The 19,739-nt window shown below is 38.4% G+C and carries 15 protein-coding genes, 8 tRNA genes, 1 riboswitch and 1 other annotated feature; of the genes, 19 read left to right on the forward strand and 4 right to left on the reverse strand.

Translation table 11 applies throughout. From position 1 onward, the window contains the following. Nucleotides 1-2 precede the first annotated feature (2 nt). The 8 genes from AC6UC9_RS01995 to AC6UC9_RS02030 all read left to right on the forward strand — a co-directional run bounded on the left by AC6UC9_RS01995 (nucleotide 3) and on the right by AC6UC9_RS02030 (nucleotide 799). Nucleotides 3-75, forward strand: a tRNA-Val gene (locus AC6UC9_RS01995). Between the two features lie 8 nt (nucleotides 76-83). After that, a tRNA-Asp gene (locus AC6UC9_RS02000) sits at nucleotides 84-158 on the forward strand. Nucleotides 159-226: 68 nt separating this feature from the next. After that, nucleotides 227-299, forward strand: a tRNA-Phe gene (locus AC6UC9_RS02005). A 6-nt stretch (nucleotides 300-305) separates the two neighbouring features. Further along, nucleotides 306-388 (forward strand) — tRNA-Tyr (locus AC6UC9_RS02010). A 10-nt stretch (nucleotides 389-398) separates the two neighbouring features. Beyond that, a tRNA-Trp gene (locus AC6UC9_RS02015) sits at nucleotides 399-469 on the forward strand. A gap of 14 nt (nucleotides 470-483) precedes the next feature. Beyond that, nucleotides 484-556 (forward strand) — tRNA-His (locus tag AC6UC9_RS02020). A 57-nt stretch (nucleotides 557-613) separates the two neighbouring features. Further along, nucleotides 614-684: transfer RNA gene (locus AC6UC9_RS02025), tRNA-Cys, on the forward strand. 30 nt (nucleotides 685-714) lie between these two features. Beyond that, a tRNA-Leu gene (locus AC6UC9_RS02030) sits at nucleotides 715-799 on the forward strand. A 189-nt stretch (nucleotides 800-988) separates the two neighbouring features. On the opposite strand, the gene AC6UC9_RS02035 is transcribed toward AC6UC9_RS02030, so the two are convergent. Continuing rightward, nucleotides 989-1,522: an Ltp family lipoprotein gene (locus tag AC6UC9_RS02035; RefSeq protein ID WP_500695751.1), complete on the reverse strand. Its 534-nt coding sequence runs from the start codon at nucleotides 1,520-1,522 to the stop codon at nucleotides 989-991. Between the two features lie 745 nt (nucleotides 1,523-2,267). Between AC6UC9_RS02035 and AC6UC9_RS02040 the strand changes: the two genes are divergently transcribed. The 7 genes from AC6UC9_RS02040 (at nucleotide 2,268) to AC6UC9_RS02070 (ending at nucleotide 10,105) form a co-directional block, all read left to right on the forward strand. Continuing rightward, nucleotides 2,268-3,632 (forward strand): purine-cytosine permease family protein, encoded by a 1,365-nt coding sequence (locus AC6UC9_RS02040; protein WP_500701002.1) that lies wholly within the window; start codon nucleotides 2,268-2,270, stop codon nucleotides 3,630-3,632. A 1-nt stretch (nucleotide 3,633) separates the two neighbouring features. Further along, nucleotides 3,634-4,869: a cytosine deaminase gene (codA, locus tag AC6UC9_RS02045; protein WP_500701003.1), complete on the forward strand. Its 1,236-nt coding sequence runs from the start codon at nucleotides 3,634-3,636 to the stop codon at nucleotides 4,867-4,869. A 77-nt stretch (nucleotides 4,870-4,946) separates the two neighbouring features. Next, entirely contained in the window at nucleotides 4,947-6,002 is a 1,056-nt protein-coding gene (locus AC6UC9_RS02050) for a zinc-dependent alcohol dehydrogenase family protein (RefSeq protein ID WP_500701004.1), read from the forward strand. A 229-nt stretch (nucleotides 6,003-6,231) separates the two neighbouring features. Further along, a complete protein-coding gene (locus tag AC6UC9_RS02055; RefSeq protein ID WP_500701005.1) occupies nucleotides 6,232-7,533 on the forward strand; it encodes a uracil-xanthine permease family protein in 1,302 nt (433 codons plus the stop codon). A gap of 314 nt (nucleotides 7,534-7,847) precedes the next feature. Beyond that, nucleotides 7,848-8,627: a transporter substrate-binding domain-containing protein gene (locus AC6UC9_RS02060; RefSeq protein ID WP_500693618.1), complete on the forward strand. Its 780-nt coding sequence runs from the start codon at nucleotides 7,848-7,850 to the stop codon at nucleotides 8,625-8,627. A gap of 24 nt (nucleotides 8,628-8,651) precedes the next feature. Then, the gene (locus tag AC6UC9_RS02065) at nucleotides 8,652-9,368 is read left to right on the forward strand and encodes an amino acid ABC transporter permease (protein ID WP_500693619.1); all 717 of its coding nucleotides are present in this window, start codon (nucleotides 8,652-8,654) and stop codon (nucleotides 9,366-9,368) included. After that, nucleotides 9,368-10,105, forward strand: a complete 738-nt coding sequence (locus AC6UC9_RS02070) for an amino acid ABC transporter ATP-binding protein (RefSeq protein WP_500701006.1) — start codon at nucleotides 9,368-9,370, stop codon at nucleotides 10,103-10,105. The genes AC6UC9_RS02065 and AC6UC9_RS02070 overlap by 1 nt, the downstream gene beginning before the upstream one ends. A gap of 37 nt (nucleotides 10,106-10,142) precedes the next feature. On the opposite strand, the gene AC6UC9_RS02075 is transcribed toward AC6UC9_RS02070, so the two are convergent. Beyond that, nucleotides 10,143-10,838, reverse strand: a complete 696-nt coding sequence (locus AC6UC9_RS02075; RefSeq protein WP_500701007.1) for a hypothetical protein — start codon at nucleotides 10,836-10,838, stop codon at nucleotides 10,143-10,145. Between the two features lie 105 nt (nucleotides 10,839-10,943). Next, nucleotides 10,944-11,025, forward strand: a riboswitch (SMK box riboswitch). Between AC6UC9_RS02075 and metK the strand changes: the two genes are divergently transcribed. Together metK and AC6UC9_RS02085 are read left to right on the forward strand one after the other, a co-directional pair. Next, on the forward strand, nucleotides 11,023-12,210 hold the full coding sequence (gene metK, locus AC6UC9_RS02080) for a methionine adenosyltransferase (protein ID WP_500695744.1): 1,188 nt from the start codon (nucleotides 11,023-11,025) through the stop codon (nucleotides 12,208-12,210). It overlaps the preceding riboswitch by 3 nt. Nucleotides 12,211-12,271: 61 nt before the next feature. Then, nucleotides 12,272-13,741, forward strand: a complete 1,470-nt coding sequence (locus AC6UC9_RS02085) for an MDR family MFS transporter (protein WP_500701008.1) — start codon at nucleotides 12,272-12,274, stop codon at nucleotides 13,739-13,741. A 2-nt stretch (nucleotides 13,742-13,743) separates the two neighbouring features. Here the strand turns inward: AC6UC9_RS02085 and mnmM are convergent, their stop codons facing one another. Beyond that, nucleotides 13,744-14,313, reverse strand: coding sequence for a tRNA 5-(aminomethyl)-2-thiouridylate-methyltransferase MnmM (gene mnmM / locus AC6UC9_RS02090; RefSeq protein ID WP_500696769.1), 570 nt, complete (start codon nucleotides 14,311-14,313; stop codon nucleotides 13,744-13,746). 87 nt (nucleotides 14,314-14,400) lie between these two features. Further along, nucleotides 14,401-14,594: a binding site (T-box leader), on the forward strand. Between the two features lie 62 nt (nucleotides 14,595-14,656). On the opposite strand from mnmM, the gene leuS reads away from it, so the two are divergent. After that, the gene (gene leuS, locus AC6UC9_RS02095) at nucleotides 14,657-17,074 is read left to right on the forward strand and encodes a leucine--tRNA ligase (protein ID WP_500701009.1); all 2,418 of its coding nucleotides are present in this window, start codon (nucleotides 14,657-14,659) and stop codon (nucleotides 17,072-17,074) included. Between the two features lie 73 nt (nucleotides 17,075-17,147). Continuing rightward, a complete protein-coding gene (locus AC6UC9_RS02100; protein ID WP_500693626.1) occupies nucleotides 17,148-18,830 on the forward strand; it encodes a putative polysaccharide biosynthesis protein in 1,683 nt (560 codons plus the stop codon). 43 nt (nucleotides 18,831-18,873) lie between these two features. Here the strand turns inward: AC6UC9_RS02100 and AC6UC9_RS02105 are convergent, their stop codons facing one another. Continuing rightward, a complete protein-coding gene (locus tag AC6UC9_RS02105) occupies nucleotides 18,874-19,698 on the reverse strand; it encodes an NAD(P)H-hydrate dehydratase (protein ID WP_500701010.1) in 825 nt (274 codons plus the stop codon). Nucleotides 19,699-19,739 lie beyond the last annotated feature (41 nt).

A 19,739-nucleotide genomic window follows, 5' to 3' on the forward strand; every position in this document is an offset into this window, starting at 1 on the left:
TTGGAGGATTAGCTCAGCTGGGAGAGCATCTGCCTTACAAGCAGGAGGTCACAGGTTCGATCCCTGTATCCTCCATAACATATGGTCCGTTGGTCTAGTTGGTTCAGGACGCCTGCCTGTCACGCAGGAGATCACGAGTTCGAGTCTCGTACGGACCGTTTGTTGTGGGTAACCCTTGCAACATTAATTAAATAGTTTTATTATTATAAATGTCATAAAAGACAATGGCTCGGTAGCTCAGTTGGTAGAGCAACGGATTGAAGCTCCGTGTGTCGGCAGTTCGATTCTGTCCCGCGCCATTATATGGAAGGATAGCGAAGTCTGGCTAAACGCGGCGGACCGTAAATCCGCTCCTTCGGGTTCGGTGGTTCAAATCCACTTCCTTCCATTTTATTTATAGGGATATCGTACAACGGTAGTATACCGGTCTCCAAAACCGTTGATGTGGGTTCAATTCCTACTATCCCTGTTTATGATGTTATGGCGGTAGTGGTGAAGTGGTTAACACATCGGTTTGTGGTACCGACACGCGTGGGTTCGATTCCCACCTACCGCCCTTTTGATTGCTTGGTTCCAGTAGGGAAGGGCAGTTGTTAAGGCTTAGTGCCTTTATGGCGGTATAGCCAAGTGGTAAGGCAGAGGTCTGCAAAACCTTCATCACCGGTTCAAATCCGGTTACCGCCTTTGTTTTACTGCTTTAGCAATCATTAGCATGCCGGAGTGGCGGAACTGGCAGACGCGCTGGACTCAAAATCCAGTGATCATTGCGATCGTGTGGGTTCGAACCCCACCTCCGGTATAACATAGTTATATAGCTTATCTTAGCAAATCAAGAACGTTGTCATAACAACGTTCTTTTTTTATACTTTGATCTTACTGTGTATAGTTTATTTAATTTTTAAGTGGATCACACCCTTTAAATACGTGTTAGAAATAAAATGACCAAAATAAAAAGCCATCGTAAAATGACTTTTTATCTTATTATGTTTTATTGGTTAATTTGACCTAAGTTGTTTTTATTAATGGCATACTTAGCTTGTTCAGGGGTGTATCCCTCAGCTTCAGAAGTTAGCTGATCGTAAACTTGTTGAGCTGATAAATGTTGTTCTTTCGAATAGTTTTTTGCTGATTTAACCGCGTTTTCTTGATAATCTTTATCACTGAATTTATTAACGGCCGATTGAGCCGCTTCTGGTTTAAATTTATTTCCAGATTGTGATGTTAGTTGAGTGTATAAACGCTTCTTAGACATTGGAACAGATTCCATATAGCTTTTAGCGGTATTGTATGCATTATTGCTCTCAGTGTTTGCGCTATCAGTTGTTGAAATTGCCGACGCCGTTTTAGACGAACTCTCTAATTTTACTTTTTGGGATGTTTGACTGTCCGATGTTGCAGAACTACTTTTCTTTTTATCACTGTTACTTCCAACAACGAAGATTACTACAAGTATGATGATTGCAATTATGATCCAAACCCAGAATCGTTTATACCATTTCTTTTTTTGTTTTTCCTTTGCCATAACAAACTCCTTATATTAGCTTTTAACGTCAATCGGTTTTGGACGTATTTTATAATCATACTGATTATTTATTATTTAATGACACCCGAAACACTACCTATTTAGTATATCAAAGTAGCATAAATAAAAAAATCATCAACTTAATCTTTAGTTGCTGACACATAATTATTGATGATAAAGTAGTTTTGTCAAAATAGTTGACGTTCCTTATTCCACCGTACACGCGGCAAAGATTGAGGGAGAGGTCAGGTAATTAAGCTTTCTTCTTGCTAAGTAACACTGATATGACATATACTAATAATGCAGGGATGATTCCGGGTACATTAGGGTTCTGTTGATCCTTCATTGTTGTTAATTTATTAACTACCCGGACTTAGACCTGTTTTTTGATGACTAAGCTAATTATGATAATTGATGCATTAAGATGAAATAGGGATCACCAAATGGTGATCCCTATTTTCGTTTATTCCGAAGCTTTATTTTTAACTTTCTCAATTTTAATTTTTGTTTCTTAAGCTTTAACTTTTGTTTTTTAATCGTAACTTTTCACGCTTAAGTCTTGCTTCACGTCTCCCAAGCACATTGATCAACCCCTTAATTGAACTAGTACTTATGATACACTCTTCTTTTTTATAATCCAATCATCATTTTCATAGCTAAATTTAGCTTTTAAATCACTTTAAGAATTACTATAATTGGTTCAATGTGAATTTTGGGTATCATTTTAATTCAAGGGAGGAAAAAAATGGAAAACGAAAATAAGTACGAAGTTCATCCCATTCCAAAGAACGAACGCAACATGAGCTATTGGGATATGTTTGCTAACTGGTTTGGAGCAAACGCTAATAATGGAACTTGGTTTATTGGGGGTATTATTGCCGCTTGTGGTTTATGGGGCGGTTTTAGTGCTTTGATGATTGCCTCAATTATTTCATATCTGTTTCTAAGTTTAATTGGATATGAGGGGTATAAAACGGGGTTATCGACGACAACTTTGAGTCGGGCGACATTTGGAATCAGGGGAAGCATGATCCCATCGGTTGTCAATTTAGTGATGTTTATGGGTTGGACCGCGGTTAATACTTTTATTGCGGCAACTTCATTATCCTATATTTTTAATTCATTCTTTGGTTGGCCAATCTTTGGGAAGCCTGGTGGAACGTTCGGTTTAGTTGTCGGAATTCTGGTTATGAGTATTTTACATATTCTTAGTGTTATATCAGGACAACGATCCATTAGAATTATTGAAAGAGTTGGAATTATTCTAGTTATTGTTTTTGTAATATGGGAAGTCTTGGTAGTGTTTAGAGATGTTTCGTTTACCCAACTTGCTCATTATATGGTTCCCAAAAAGGATCGGATGCCGTTTGGAGCAGCAATTGATAGTCTGGCTGCGTTTAACTTGGCATGGGTTACCAGTGGAGCTGATTTTACTAGATTTACTAATAAAAAGCGTGTTTCAACAAGTGCACCATTTTTTGGAGCTTTACTAGGGGCAGTCAGTTTTGCATCCATCGGATTATGCACTACCATCAGTATTGCCATTACGTCTGGAGTTTATGATCCCAATAATTCTGATCCAAGTACAGTGGCCAATAAATTGGGTCTAGGAATGATTGCAATGATTGTGATTGTCTTAACCAGTATGACCGCTAATGCTGTTAATTTACAGGCGGCTGGATCAGCATTAACGAATATGTGTCATAAATTGACATTAAAACAGTCGTTGTTGATTGTCACCGTGGTGGCGATGATTTTAACCTTTACCCCACTTTTAAGTGGAAGCTTTCTTTCTGCTTTTACGGCCTTCCTTGATTATATTGGGATGTTTTTAGGCCCAATCATCTCCATCATGCTAGTAGATTACTTTCTTCTTAATGATCGTGACTACCGTTTGGAATCATTTGGAGATCCGAAAGGAGAGTTTTGGTATAGCCATGGAGTGAATTGGTTTGCGTTTGCACTTTGGATTTTAGGAATTTTGTTATACTTAATGTTGAAAAATGTTGCAATTGTTAAAAATACCATTGGGGCAACTTTTATTGTAATGGCAATTATTGCTGTTCTCTACTACGTTATCGGTCGGGCGTTAGAAAGACGGGACAAATAAAATGATTATTAAACAGGGATATATTGAGAATTCGACAAAAAAACAAGACATTTTAGTTAAAGATGGAAAGATTAAAGAGATTGGTGATCACATTGATGATCCTAAAGAAGAGGTGATTGATGCGAATGGTAAATTAATTATTCCACCATTTATTGATTCACATGTCCATTTAGATTCTACTCTGACAGCCGGTGAACCCCGGTTTAATGAAAGTGGAACTCTATTTGAGGGTATTTCAATTTGGTCTGAGCGAAAACAAAGCTTATCTGAAAAAGACGTTAAGGAGCGCGCCATTAAAACGCTCAAGAATCAGGCTGAACATGGAATTCAGTTCGTTAGAAGTCACGTTGATACTACTGATCCCAATCTTACCGCTCTTAAAGCACTTCTTGAGGTAAGGGAACGGGTATCTAGTTTTATTGATCTCCAATTAGTTGCTTTTCCACAGGAGGGGATTCTATCATTTCCACATGGCAAAGATTTACTAACAGAAGCTGTCAAAATGGGAGTTGACGCCGTGGGTGGAATTCCCCACTACGAATTTAATCAATATTATGGGCGTGATTCACTAACGTTTTTGATGAACTTAGCTGAAAAATATGGCAAACTTGTTGACGTTCACTGCGATGAAATTGATGATCCCAATTCCAGAAATTTGGAAGTTCTAGCTACTTTGGCGTATGAATCAGGACTAAGTGATCGGGTTACTGCAAGTCATACAACGGCTCTTGGATCGTATAACGATGCATATGCCGATAAGTTGATGAGAATTCTTAAGATGTCAAAGATTAACATGGTAGCCAATCCACTAGTTAATATGCATTTGGGTGGTCGATTTGATACTTACCCTAAACGACGTGGTCTAACGAGAGTCAAGGAACTTTTAAAGCATGGAATCAACGTCTCGTTTGGAGAGGACGATGTAAAAGATCCGTGGTATCCAATGGGGAACGGTAACATGCTGGATGCGCTTTACGTTGGTATTTTAGCGAGTCAATTGATGGGGTATCATCAGATTATGGATTCATATAAGTTGATTACTACCAACGCTGCTAAAACTTTACATGTTAGTGATCATTATGGAATTGAGAAGGGGAAACCCGCTAGTTTCTTAATCTTTGATACAGATAATTTTTATAATGAAATTAACGAAAGAAGAACGCTTTTATACTCGATTAGAAACGGGAAAGTTTTGGTTAAAAAACAACCAGAAGAAGTTCAAACTCATTTTGGTTAGGTTTTAGTCAGTGTACTTCACTTTCATTTTTCTTGTGATATGATGAACGTAAAGATTACATTGAGGAGGCAATTATAATGGTAGAAGAAGCTAATACCGAGATCCCTAAAACTATGAATGCTTGGGAAATTGTTAAACCTGGACCGATTAACGGAAGGAAATCTCCCTTAAAATATGTTAGAAAAGACGTTCCAGCACCTGGTGATGGTGAAGTCTTGGTTAAGGTGTTAACGTGTGGAGTTTGTCACACGGATTTACACGTTACCGAGGGTGATTTACCTGTCCATAAAAAAGATCTAACTCCTGGACATGAAATTATTGGTAAAGTAGTTAAAAATGGTCCTCATACTCGTCGATTTAAAATTGGTGATCGAATCGGAATCCCATGGTTACGGAAAACATGTGGTGTATGTAAGTATTGTCGTTCTGGCAGAGAAAATCTATGTCCATATTCTAAATATACGGGATGGGATCATGATGGTGGCTATGAGGAGTATACAACCGTTCCAGAGGGATTTGCTTATCGAATTCCAGAACGGTTTAATTCGCTTCAAGCAGCCCCACTGCTTTGTGCTGGAATCATTGGGTATCGGGCTTTTGAACGTGCTAACATTCCAGCTGGTGGTACCCTTGGAATTTATGGCTTTGGTGGGTCTGCTCACATCACCGCGCAATTGGCGATTGATCAGGGAATTGACGTTCACGTCTTTACACGAGGTGAAGATGCCAAACAATTTGCCTTGTCACTTGGGGCAAAATCAGTAAATAACACATATGATATGTCGCCCGTTCCTCTAGATTCATCGATTATTTTTGCACCAGTCGGTGAGGCTGTTCCTAACGCGTTGAAAAGTTTAGCTTCTGGAGGGACTTTAGCATTAGCCGGAATTCATATGACTGATATTTCTCAGATGAGTTACGAAGATCATATTTTTCACGAAAAGAACTTAACGAGCGTTGAAAGTAATACGAGAAGTGATGGCGAAGAGTTTTTGACCTTAGCTGATCGGCTACACATCGAACCTGACGTTACTGAGTTTCCACTTTCAAAGGCGGATGAAGCATTGAAAAGGGTCGCAAAAGGTGATTTGAAAGGTGCGTGCGTTTTAAACGTCGGGTTAGAGAGTGATTAGTTTCTAAATAAAATAAAAGGGATCTACCAATTATAAAATTTTTCGGTTGGAAATTTTATTGACAAACAATCATATAAAATATATCATTTTAACTAAATAAATCTTTAAGTGTGTCCAGTGAGGCAGCAAGATTTCGAATTTTAAAGTGATACTGTGAAACTTTATTTAATCGAAGACTGTTGTCCACTTGGACAGCAGTTTTTTTATTAAAGAAGGGGAGTCAGTATAAATGTCTCAGAAAAAGGACTATGTATTAGGAATTCATGATCGTCCATCACCGTTAAAGTGGGTCGGACTTTCCTTACAACACATGTTTTCAATGTTTGGTAGTACAGTAATTGTTCCATTGTTGGTAGGTTTAAGCCCAAGTATTGCGCTCTTTGCATCGGGAATTGGGACCTTACTCCATGTTCTAATTACTAAGGGGAAAATTCCGGCATATATGGGTTCGAGTTTTGCCTTTGTGACTCCCATGATGGCGTTAATGAAAACGACCGGAATTTCAGGAGTTTCACAAGGAGTAGTTGCCGTTGGTTTAGTTTATGTGGTGGTTGCCACGATTATTTCATTTATTGGATCCGATTGGATTGATAAGATTCTACCACCGGTGGTAGTGGGACCAATCGTAATGGTGATTGGACTATCACTTGCAGGGAGCGCTGCTCAAAATGCAATGATGGATCATGGAAAATATAGTTTGGTTTTCTTTAGCATCGCGATGGCCACCCTGTTTTTAGCAATTTTTTTCAACGTTAAATTAAAGGGATTCTTGGGATTAATTCCGATTTTATTGGCAATTGTCTGCGGGTATTTAATTTCGATGGCGTGTGGATTAGTTGATATTCACGCAATTGCCACTGCTTCATGGTTTAAAATGCCTCCGTTTCATATCATTGGCACCGAGCGAGGCTTCAAGTTTGACTGGAATGCCATCTTGATTATGGCTCCAATCGCTTTTGTTACGATGACCGAACACATGGGTCATTTGATGGTACTCGGCGAAATGACCCACAAGAATTTCTTTAAGAATCCAGGTTTAAATCGCACGCTTGCTGGGGATGGAGCCGCATCGCTTGCAGCTGGAATTCTTGGTGGGCCCGCGGTAACTAGTTATGGCGAAAATATTGGAGTCATGGCAATTACCAAAGTTTACAGTGTTTGGGTCATAATCGGAGCAGCGATTTTTGCCATGATCTTTGCGTTCGTGAATAAGTTAAATGTTTTAATCATGCAAATGCCGCTCCCAGTTATTGGTGGAATTAGTTTTCTCCTATTTGGGACAATTGCTGCTAATGGTGTCAAAGTGATGATTGACAATAAATTGGACATGGATAAGAAACGCAATTTAATGATTGCGTCGGTTATCTTGGTAATTGGAATTGGTAATGCATATATTCAAATTGGAAGTTTCCAGTTTACTGGAGTGGCTTTAGCAACCGTTATTGGAATTATTTTAAACTTACTTTTACCGAAAGATGAACATGATGATCCAGATCTTGAAGATCAATCTATTGACCCAGTAAAGAAATAGTAATATTATGATTTTATGTTAAAGAACACGAAGGGAGAAACTAATTATGTGTAAACCATGTTGTTGTAAAAAAGATTTGACAAAATCTGACAACACTTTTGGTATGCACTCAAAGGTTTCTCTATAAATGATATTAATTTATTATAATTATGAGAGGACTGGTGGATCCAGTCCTCTTTTTTGTGTTCTTTTGTGATTATTTAGGAGGTAGCATCATGAAAAAGTTACTTGTCTGTTTAAATTTTTAGAGTAAAATAAACATAGCGAGTTAGTTAATTTTGCACAATATATTTTAATGAATGGGGATTTTAATTATGAAGAAAAGATGGCCTTTACTTTTACTAACAGGAGTGGCCGCGTTGGCTCTTACCGTTACCGCATGTGGGAAACAATCTGAGACTAAAAAGCCTGGGACTTTGACGGTTGGTATGGAAGGAACTTATGCTCCGTATTCTTACAAGGATAAGAACGGTAAGTTAACCGGCTTTGAAGTTGATTTGGCTAATGATGTTGCTAAAAAGATGGGGATGAAGGTTCAATACAAGTTAACTGGATGGGATTCATTAATTCAGGGACTCAATTCTAATTCTTACGATGTTATTTTTAACAATATGGCAATTAATCCAGCTAGAAAAAAGCAGTATCGGTTTGCCACTCCATACATTTATTCAAAGGCAATCATGATTACTAAGAAAGATTCACCAATTAAAAATGCTCAAGACTTTAAGGGTAAAAAGGTCGCTGAAGGTACTGGGACTGATAACTGGAATAACGCCGAAAAGCTGCATGCTAAACCAGTTACTTCACCAGACTTTAATACTTCAATGCAAATGATTGATCAAGGTCGTGTTGTTGGTGCCTTAAATGCTCAACCAGCATGGCAAAGTTGGTATGCAAGTCATAAGAATACTGACCTTCAAGCTAAACTAGTTCCAACTAATGTTATTCCACAAAGTCAAATTGCTCCAATGATGAACAAGAAGTCTGCTAAGTTAAATAAACAGATGGACAAAGCAATTAATGAACTTCGAAAAGATGGTACCTTGAAACGATTATCAATGAAGTACTTCGGAGAGAATATTACCGATAAATAATATTAGTTAGGAGCTTAAAGAATTATGTGGGACATTATCATTTCATCATTACCGAGTCTCTTAGAGGCAATGATTAAATACACCATTCCACTAACAATTATTTCATTCTTTTTTGGTTTAATTCTTGCGATTGTTACCGCACTGATAAAGTTTTTAAAACCACATGGGAATGCATTTGTTAGAGTTATGTGGGGCATTTTTAGAGCCATTGCAGACGTATACGTGTGGGCTTTTCGTTCCACTCCATTGTTGGTTCAGTTGTTCATTATTTATTTTGGTTTACCGAATCTGCAAAATTTCATTCCCGGTTTTAATTTTGAAATTCCGGCCTTTACGGCAGCAATAATTGGGTTTTCGTTAAATACTGGTGCTTATGCCTCGGAAACCATTCGGTCAGCTCTGATGTCTGTTCCCCAAGATCAATGGGATGCTGCATATACTCTGGGTTTTAGCACCACTCAAACCCTGTGGTACATTGTTTTACCACAAGCAGCACGAATCGTACTTCCTCCACTATCTAATGAATTTATTGGATTAGTTAAGGATACCTCTCTTGCAAGTACGATTACCATCACAGAGATGTTTCAGGTTAGTCAACAAATTGCGGCGCACAACTATCAGCCACTACTTATGTACACAGAAGTAGCCGCTCTTTACGCTATTTTGTGCAGTATTTTAACGATCCTTCAACACTATCTCGAAAAGCGTTCTTCAAGATACTTAAAGGGGGATGAAGGCTAATGATTAAGATTGAAGACATTGTAAAAAAGTATGATGGGAAAACCGTTCTAGATAAAATTAGTACGGAATTTCCCGAGGGAAAAACAACCGTAATTGTTGGTCCTTCTGGTTCTGGAAAGTCAACCTTACTACGTTCACTGGATTTGTTGGTTCATCCCGATTCAGGTGTTATCAGTTTTCCTAATTTTTCCTTAAACTACGCGAATAAGATTACTAGTAAACAGAGTAAGAAATTACGAGCACAGACTAGCATGGTCTTTCAAAATTGGAATCTTTTTCCTAATTTACGGGTGATTGATAACATTACGGCTGCACCAATCCACGTTCATAAGATTGCGAAAAAAGATGCGGTAGCCCACGCAGAAAAACTATTGAAACGGGTTGGGCTTGAAAAATATGCTAATTTCTATCCCGATGAATTATCTGGTGGGATGCAGCAACGAATCTCGATCTGTCGGGCATTAGCGGTCAAACCTAAGTACATTTTATTAGATGAACCTACCAGTGCGCTTGATCCAGAGTTAGAGACGCAAGTTTTAGAAATGCTGGAAGAGCTAGCTGATCAGGGACAATCAATGATTATGATTACTCACAACATTGAGTTTGCTAAATTATCTGCTGATAAAATGTTATTCATCGAAAATGGGGAGAAGATTTTTGATGGATCAAAGGACGAATTTTTTAATAACCCATCTCCAAGAATCAAAGAATTTTTAGATGCAATTTCTTTACAGTAAATAAAAATGAGGACTTCATATTTTGAAGTCCTCATTTTTATATGAAAGCTGCTAATCCAATAATTATAAATGAAAGTAAACAATTTTCTGGGGTTTCTTTTTCGCTGAAAATTTGAATTCCGTATGAGATTAATACTAAAGCAATTAAAATCGCACATTTTAATAAGGAAAAATTTGCTAGCAGAAGCGCTGCAAAGATTAAAATGAAGATAAAGTTTAATTTAGTTTCAAGTCGGTGATTAAAGAACGGAACAAAGAACAAACAGTATAAGCAAAATAGAATTCCAACGTTTACGAGGACACTTGATTCTAGGTATTGGTTATCGAGATAACAAAAAGAAATGACCGGAGCAATTGAATTTAAAAAGGAAAAGCAAACCAGTCCATAGTAATTTTCGAGTTTAAATTTGGGCATCATTACAATGATGTTGGTGATTCCAAGGATGACAAACAGGATGATTAATAAGATGGGAAACAAGGAGACAATCGCTAATAACACTGGGATGACGTTGAGAAATAAATTGATCCTCGGATCATAACGAATGATGAAAAGTAGAAGGGAAGCCGACCAAAGAAACTCTGATAGGATTAGCACCACCAGTCTGGTATTCCATTGTACTGATAGTAAGTCTACTTGCGAAGCAAAGAGCCATATTAGTGTATTCAAGATGATGAATACCGTAAGAATTAGGGCATGTAAGGTCGTTTGATTTTTTTCAATAAAAGTTTTCATAATATTGTCCTTTTTGTATTAATAAATCCATGTTAATCAATTATGTAAATTTGTTCAATGGAGGTTTTGTGTGCTTTTTAATTACTTGCGAATATGTTATTATTATAAAGTTATGAGCAGATTCCCGATAGGATTCACGAAGAGTGAAGTTGCCTTGTAACCACAAACAATAGGGGGAATAAGAATGTCAGAAAAGCGTTTATTTACTTCTGAATCAGTTTCAGAAGGTCATCCGGATAAAGTTGCCGATCAAATTAGTGATGCAATCCTGGATGCAATTTTAAAAAAAGATCCAGATGCACGAGTTGCCTGTGAAACCTCAGTTACTACAGGGCTTGTATTGGTGTTTGGTGAAATCTCAACTAGTGCCTATGTTAACATTCAAAAAGTTGTTAGAGATACAATTCGTGAAATTGGTTATAATGATCCTAAATACGGATTTGATGCAGACAGTGTTGCTGTGTTAGTTTCACTTGATGAACAGTCACCAGATATTGCGCAGGGAGTTGATGAGTCGGTTGAGACTCGTGGTGGAGACGTCGATCCTCTTGATAAGATTGGTGCTGGGGACCAGGGAATTATGTTTGGTTATGCAGACAGTGAGACCCCTGAGTTAATGCCACTCCCAATCTCATTGAGTCATCATTTAATGCAGAAACTCTCTAAGCTTCGTAAAAATGATTCTATTCCTTATCTTAGACCGGATGCCAAAGCGGAAGTAACGGTTGAATACGATCAAAATGATGATCCTAAGCGTGTTGATACCGTGGTTTTAAGTACTCAGCATGATCCTGATGTTACTCAAGAACAGATTCGAAAAGATGTTATCGAGAAGGTTATCAAAACGACGATCCCGTCTAAGTATCTTGATGAGAACACTAAGTATTTAATCAATCCAACCGGAAAATTTGTGGTTGGTGGACCCGTTGGCGATGCCGGATTGACTGGAAGAAAAATCATTGTTGATACATATGGTGGGGCAGCTCATCATGGTGGCGGTGCTTTTTCTGGGAAAGATGCAACTAAGGTTGATCGTTCCGCAAGTTATGCAGCGCGGTATATCGCTAAAAACATTGTTGCGGCTGGACTTGCAAAAAAGATTGAAATTCAGTTGGCATATGCCATTGGGGTTGCTGAACCAGTTTCAATTTCAGTTAATACGTTTGGAACTTCAAAAGTTTCAGACGATAAGTTAGTCGCTGCCATTAGAAAAGTATTCGACTTGCGGCCAGCTGGAATTATTAAGATGCTTGATTTAAAGCGACCAATTTACAAACAAACGGCTGCTTATGGTCACTTTGGGAGAACGGATGTTGATCTTCCATGGGAGCATACCGATAAGGTAAAAGAGCTACAAAATTATTTTAAATAGGATTTAAATGACGACCTTCAATGGTCGTTTTTTATTGTATCAAATAGAAAGATGATGAAATATGAAGGGTAAAACAAACGTTAAAGTTGTGACAATTGCATTATTTGTTGCCACATTTATGAGCGCAGTTGAGGGAACCATTGTTTCGACGGCAATGCCCACGATTGTCGGTGATCTTCATGGGGTGTCGTTGATGAACTGGGTTTTCTCAATTTTTCTTTTGACAAATTCAATTGCCACCCCAATTTATGGGAAGTTAGCCGATCAATTAGGTCGTAAATCGGTTTTTATATTTGGTCTGGTGGTCTTTGTTATTGGCTCCATGTTGTCAGGAATGTCCAATAGTATGGGAACATTGATTTTATGGCGAGCAGTTCAAGGAGTCGGTGCAGGAGTAATTATGCCAGTATCCTTTACCATTATTGCTGACATGTATTCTTTTGAAAAACGAGCTCAAGTGGTTGGTTTAAATGGATCAGCGTGGGGAATCGCCTCGGTGGTTGCACCGTTACTAGGTGGATTTTTGGTTGACAATCTTTCTTGGCACTGGGTTTTCTTCATTAATGTTCCGATTGGGATACTGACGATTATTTTGATTGCATTATTTTTGCACGAACCAAAACGCAAGATTGAAAGTAAGATGGATTTACCTGGTGTCGTCTTGATTGCGGTTCTTTTGTTTTCGGTTATGTACATGTTTCAAGTCTTAAGTGAAGATCCGATCAATTGGATAATGGTGACTGGATGTTTGGTGGTAGCAGTTATTAGTGGAATTTTATTTTATCGACAGGAGAAAAAAGCGACTGATCCACTAATTCCAATCCAGATGTTTAAAAGTCGAACATTTGTCACCCAGAATTTAATTGCAGCTCTGATTAGTGGTTTTATTTTTGGATATGAGGTTTATTTGCCGGATTGGACCCAGGGTATTTTAGGATTAAAGGCCACCATGGCTGGTTTTGCGATCACACCAAGTTCCGTTCTATGGCTGGTTGGTTCTTTTATTTCGGGAAAAATGATTCTGAAGTACCGGCCACAACAAATTATGAACTTTAGTTTGGCATTTGTTTTGCTAGGAGCAATTTGTATGGTCCTACTTCCGATTACTACGCCATTTTGGGTTTTCTTTGTTCTTTCAGCCGTTTTAGGAACTGGCTTTGGAATTACCATTACTACTTCCACCGTTACGGTTCAAAACGAGGTCTCACCAGAACACGTTGGAGTAGCTTCTTCATTCAATACTCTGAGCCGAACTCTCGGTCAAACAATTATGATTTCTATTTTTGGAATTGTGATGAACACCTCGATGGCAAAAGGAGTTAGTGAACATCCAGGGACTAACTTAAAAATGATGAATACACTAATTAATCCCCAGACGGCGGTTAATTTATCCAAAAAAGTTCTGCCCGTACTGCATGAGATTCTTTACAGTGCCATTCATCATATCTTTATTTTGGCTTTATTATTAGTGATTTTATCGTATGTTGTGAACTGGTTTGACCATAAAAACACGCAAAAGAAAACGAACTAACATTACTTAGCTCGTTTTTGAATTGCCACTAGGATTGGTGGATCATTGATTTGATTGATAAATTGATATTTTAAAACGTGGTACCTATGCTGATTGAGACTACTAGCAAATTTTAAAACCTGCTCCTTTTCTTCTTTGCCGCCAGCGTGACCATAGTACAGTACTAAAATGATGATTCCGTTGGGAGTTAAACATTCAAGAATATCACTAATAGCTTTAATGGTGGTTTTGGGTTTTGTTATGATTCTTTTGTCACCAGTGGGAAGGTATCCTAAGTTGAAAATTGCGGCCGCAATTGGACTGTTCTGAACGTATTTCTTAACGTTTTCATGCCCATCAAGAATAACTTGACATTGTTTTTGCTCACCATATTTCGTTAAGCGTTGTTTGGTAGCTAAAACGGCATTCGGTTGAATATCAAAGCTAAAAACATGGCCGTTTTTACCAACGAGTTGAGCTAAATAAAGGGTATCGTGGCCTAGTCCGGCCGTTCCATCGATTACGGTTTCACCTGGTTTAACAATTTGTTTTAGTAGAGTATGGCTAAAATTTAATGCTGATTGTAGTTTCATTTGAAACACCTCACTGATTATTATATCAGTTGTTTGTGATTAACTTGTTTTTTTGGATAAAATTTGGTAGAGTTTATTTAATCATATAATATATCATGTAGGTGAAGTATTAGATTGTTTTATTTTTCAGAAACCAAGTGGGTGATGCAAACTTGGAAATAGAATGATTGAACTTATCATCGAAGTTTTAACCGAATTAAAAGTTAAACGTTTTTCCGCGTTATGGAATCAAGGGTCTCTTATGAGAAATTTAGGTGGTACCGCGGAACCTCGTCCTATAGAATTGTTTTTCTATAGGCTTTTTTTATGGTGATTTTTAATGAACTAATAAGGAGTGAATTTGATGGCTTACGATCATTCAAAAATTGAAAAGAAATGGCAAAAGTATTGGGATGATCACCAAACTTTTAAAACCAGTGATAAACAAGAGAAAGATAAATATTACGTGCTAGACATGTTTCCTTATCCATCAGGTCAGGGGCTTCATGTCGGTCATCCAGAAGGTTACACTGCCACTGATATCATGGCGCGCTTTAAGCGAATGCAGGGTAAAAATGTCCTTCATCCAATTGGATGGGATGCCTTTGGGCTGCCGGCAGAACAATATGCGTTAAAGACCGGTCACAACCCACGTGATTTTACGAAGAAAAACATTGACAATTTTAGACGTCAGATTAAATCGCTTGGGTTTTCCTATGATTGGGATCGTGAAGTCAATACTTCGGATCCTAGTTACTATAAATGGACCCAATGGATTTTTGAACAGTTGTACAAAATGGGATTAGCCTATGAAGATGAGATTGAGGTTAATTGGGCCCCCGATTTCATGGGTGGAACCGTTGTTTCAAACGAAGAGGTTGTTAATGGAAAAACTGAACGTGGTGGTTATGACGTTTACAGAAAACCTATGAAACAGTGGGTTTTGAAAATCACTGCCTACGCTGACCGTTTGTTAGATGATCTTGACGATTTAGACTGGCCTGAAAGCATTAAACAAATGCAACGAAATTGGATTGGCCGTTCCGTTGGGGCTAGTATCTCATTTGATGTAAATGAAGAAGATGAAAAGATCGAAGTCTTTACTACTCGTCCTGATACTATTTATGGGGTGTCTTACCTGGTGCTTTCACCAGAAAGTCCGATTGTAGATAAAATTATGACACCAGAACAAAAGGCCAATGTAGAAAACTACCGGGCTAAAATTGCCTCTAAATCAGATCTTGAAAGAACTGATTTAAACAAAGATAAATCGGGAGTATTTACTGGAGCTTATGCAATTAATCCTGTGAACCAAAAGAGAATTCCAATTTGGATTGGTGATTACGTTCTGCCAAGTTACGGAACCGGTGCAGTCATGGCCGTCCCCGCTCATGATCAACGAGATTTTGATTTTGCTAAGAAGTTTGATCTGCCTATCATTCCAGTGATTGAGGGTGGAGATGTTGATGAAGCACCATACACAGGCGATGGGGTTCACATTAATTCCGGTTTTCTAGACGGGTTGAATAAAAAACAAGCTATCGATAAAATTGTCGAATGGCTAAAAGATCATCATGCTGGTCATAAAAAGGTTAATTATCGATTACGTGATTGGATCTTTAGTCGTCAACGTTACTGGGGTGAACCCATCCCAGTAATTCACTGGGATGATGGCACAACTTCCTTAGTCCCAGAAGACCAGTTACCATTACGGCTTCCTAAAGCGGCTGACATTCAACCATCTGGAACCGGTGAGAGTCCGTTAGCCAATCTTACTGACTGGGTGAACGTGACAGATAAAAACGGTCGTCATGGTAAGCGTGAGACTAATACGATGCCACAGTGGGCCGGCAGTTCATGGTACTACTTGAGATACGTTGATCCTCATAATGATAAAATGATTGCTGATCTAGAAAAATTGAAGTACTGGCTTCCAATTGATTTGTACGTCGGTGGTGCTGAACATGCTGTTCTTCATTTGTTGTATGCGCGGTTTTGGCATAAGGTGCTCTATGATTTAGGGGTGGTTCCAACAAAAGAACCGTTCCAAAAATTAGTTAACCAAGGTATGATTCTTGGTACTAATCATGAAAAAATGTCCAAGTCTAAGGGAAATGTAGTTAATCCCGATGATATTGTTAAACAGTACGGTGCTGATACGTTGCGCTTGTACGAGATGTTTATGGGACCACTATCTGAATCTAAACCGTGGAATACAGATGGAATTGTTGGTGCTAATCGTTGGATTAAACGAGTTTGGCGCTTGTACATGAATGATGATGACACGGTAAGTGATGTGATCGTTGATGACAATGACGGAAAGCTTGATAAGGTTTATAACCAAACCGTTAAAAAGGTGACTGATGACTTTGAAAATATGCGTTTTAACGTTGCCATTTCTCAAATGATGGTATTTATTAATGAAGCCTATAAAGCTGAAAAGTTACCTAAGAAGTATGCGGAAGGCTTCATTAAACTTCTTTCACCAATTACGCCACATGTTGCCGAAGAATTATGGCAAAAGTTAGGTCATGATCATTCCATTGAACTTGCCAAATGGCCAGAAGCTGACGAAAGTAAATTAAAAGAAGACCAAGTTGAGCTGGTGGTTCAGGTTAATGGAAAAGTGAGAGGTCACATTAAAGTTGGCGTGGATGCTGGGAAGGACGAGTCTGAAAAAGTTGCTTTAAATGATGAAAATGTTAAATCATTCCTTGATGGAAAGACTGTTAGAAAGGTAATCGTCGTTCCAAAGAAAATTGTTAATATTGTTGCAAATTAAGCTTGAATAAATTTGAAATTATTTTTCGAAATGGTTAAAATTTATATTTGTAACGTGAAAGTAGGGGAAATTTGTGAACAACGATTTCGAACAAGATGAATTAGAAAAAGAAGAAATTGAAGATAGTGAAAGATCACAAGGTAAGATGGTTAAAGGATCAGCCTGGATGACCATTGGAAGCATCCTCTCACGAATTCTTGGTGCCATTTACATCATTCCTTGGCGATTGATTTTTGGAGCGTCATTGTTTCCGCTTGCCAACACGTTGTATACCATGGGTTACAACATTTATAGTGAGTTTTTGACAATTGCCATTGCGGGGATTCCGTCGGCGGTTGCAAAAGAAGTGGCCCATTATAATGCGTTAAATGAGTATGGGGTAAGTGCGCGACTTTATAAGAAGGGAATTACCCTTTCGGTTATTACCGGAGTCGTTTGTGCACTTTTAATCTATTTTTTTGCTCCAATCTTAGCTGGTAGTGGGGGTAAAAATGCGGTTCCGGTGATTCGTTCGTTAGCATGGGCCGTCCTAATTATTCCTGCGATGAGTTTAACTCGTGGATATTTTCAAGGCTTCCAACAGATGGCTCCGTCAGCAATGTCACAATTTGTTGAGCAACTCGCGCGTGTCATTTACATGTTGGCTTCAGCCTTCTTCATTATGATCGTGATCCACGGAAGTTGGGTAACCGCCGTTACCCAGTCAACTTTTGCCGCCTTCATCGGTGCTATTTTTGGCTTTTTAGCACTAGGATGGTATTACTGGCGACGACGTGATCATTTTCAGGGGCTTATTGCTTCAAGTGATAACGCTATTAACGTTAAGACTAACGATCTTTATAAAGAAATTATTAGTCAAGCGGTTCCGTTTATTATTCTTGGTTCTGGCATTACCATTTTTCAATTAATTGACCAATATTCCTTTTTTAGTATTATGCGTTGGGCAACTAATTATACTAATACTAATTTACAGTATATTTATGCTATTTTTGCGGCTAATGCGAATAAATTGATTATGATTGTGGTTTCGTTAGCTTCCGCCTTGGCAATTACCGTAGTTCCGTTGCTTTCTGAAGCCCGAACCAAAGGTGATATTCATTCAATTAGTAAGCAACTTAGTAATGCGTTAATTTTATTTGAATTCGTCATGCTTCCTGCAGCTTTAGGGATGGCAGCTATTGCTGGTCCGATCAATCGAACCTTTTATGGAACTGCCAATATGGATTTAGGAGCGGACATTTTAACGTTTTCTGCTATCATTTCAATTAGTCTAGGCTTGTTTACGGTGGTTACCGCATTAATGCAAGGAATTTCTGAAAATAGACGAGCAGTTAAATACTTTGTGGTTGGAATTGTAATTAAGTTAGTGGCGCAAGTTCCTTTAGTTTACTTCTTTGGAGCTTTTGGAGCCTTAATGGCAACCGCAGTTGGATTTACAGTTGCTAACTATCTGATTGTGCATTCCTTAAGACATGAGTTTGGATTGGAAATGAGTAGTATTAAATCTAATTCTGTTAAAATTTTAGCGTTTGCTTTGATCACATACTTTGTGGCCTTAATTGTAGTTTATGGAGCTAACTTCTTGTTTGGGATGGTAGTTAATTATAATAGTTCACTAATCAGTTTGTTTGTTTCGATTTTGGCTACGTTAGCTGGTGGATTTGTGTACCTATTCTTGGTACTTAAAAGTCGGGTAGCTGATAAGGTCTTAGGAAATAAGATGCAAAGTGTAAGGAAGTTTTTACACATTCGATAAAAAAAGAAGATCCAGTCAGGATCTTCTTTTTTATCAGTTAAATTCATGCTTCGTGTTCATGCATGAAGCATGGAAGCCGTTGTGAGATTTGATGAGGGAGAACTACATATTGAGTGGCTGCTAGTTCATCGGCAATTGCACTGTGGGAATAAACGGCTGCTAAAACAGCATCAACTTCGTCGTCAAATTGGGCAACAAATCCACCGATAATTCCAGCAAGAGTGTCCCCCATTCCCCCAGTTGCTTGAGCAGGCGTCCCAGTCGTGTTTTGGTATACTTCATCTGGGGTATAAACCTGAGTACGATCAGATTTAAGAACGACAATCCCACCAATTTTGTCGCGGGCTTCTCGGTTACGTGTCTCAGTTTGATCGGCCATTTTAATTCCGGATAAACGTTGCCACTCCATTTGATGCGGGGTAAAAATTAATTTGGCTTGTGGTAATTTTAACCCACGTTCAGCGATCATCGTGATGGACGAACCATCAATTAAGAGGATTTGATCGGGGGTGACATTATCAAATACGGTTTCCATAATTTCACAACTATGATCATCGGTCCCAAGCCCAGAGCCAATGGTAATAACTTTCATAGCTTTAATGAGTTGAACCATTTGATCAGTGTCGTTATAGTCTGCAAACATTGCTTCGGGTAGCCAAGAGTGGAGCGCACTTTGATTCGTTGGATCCGTGATAGTAGTTGTGAGTCCAACGCCAGAGTAAACTGCTCCAAGCGAACTCATTATGATTGCACCACCAAAGTTTTCGTTTCCACCAACTAAAGCGATTTTACCGTAAGTTCCTTTAAAACTATTTTTGGGTCGAATGCGGATGGTTTTAGTTAGAATTGATTTATCAATTTTCTTCATTTTGTTCACCTCGGTTGCATTATATCATGCGTTGGTTGAAT

The organism is Fructilactobacillus sp. X7R4C1, assembly GCF_059901115.1.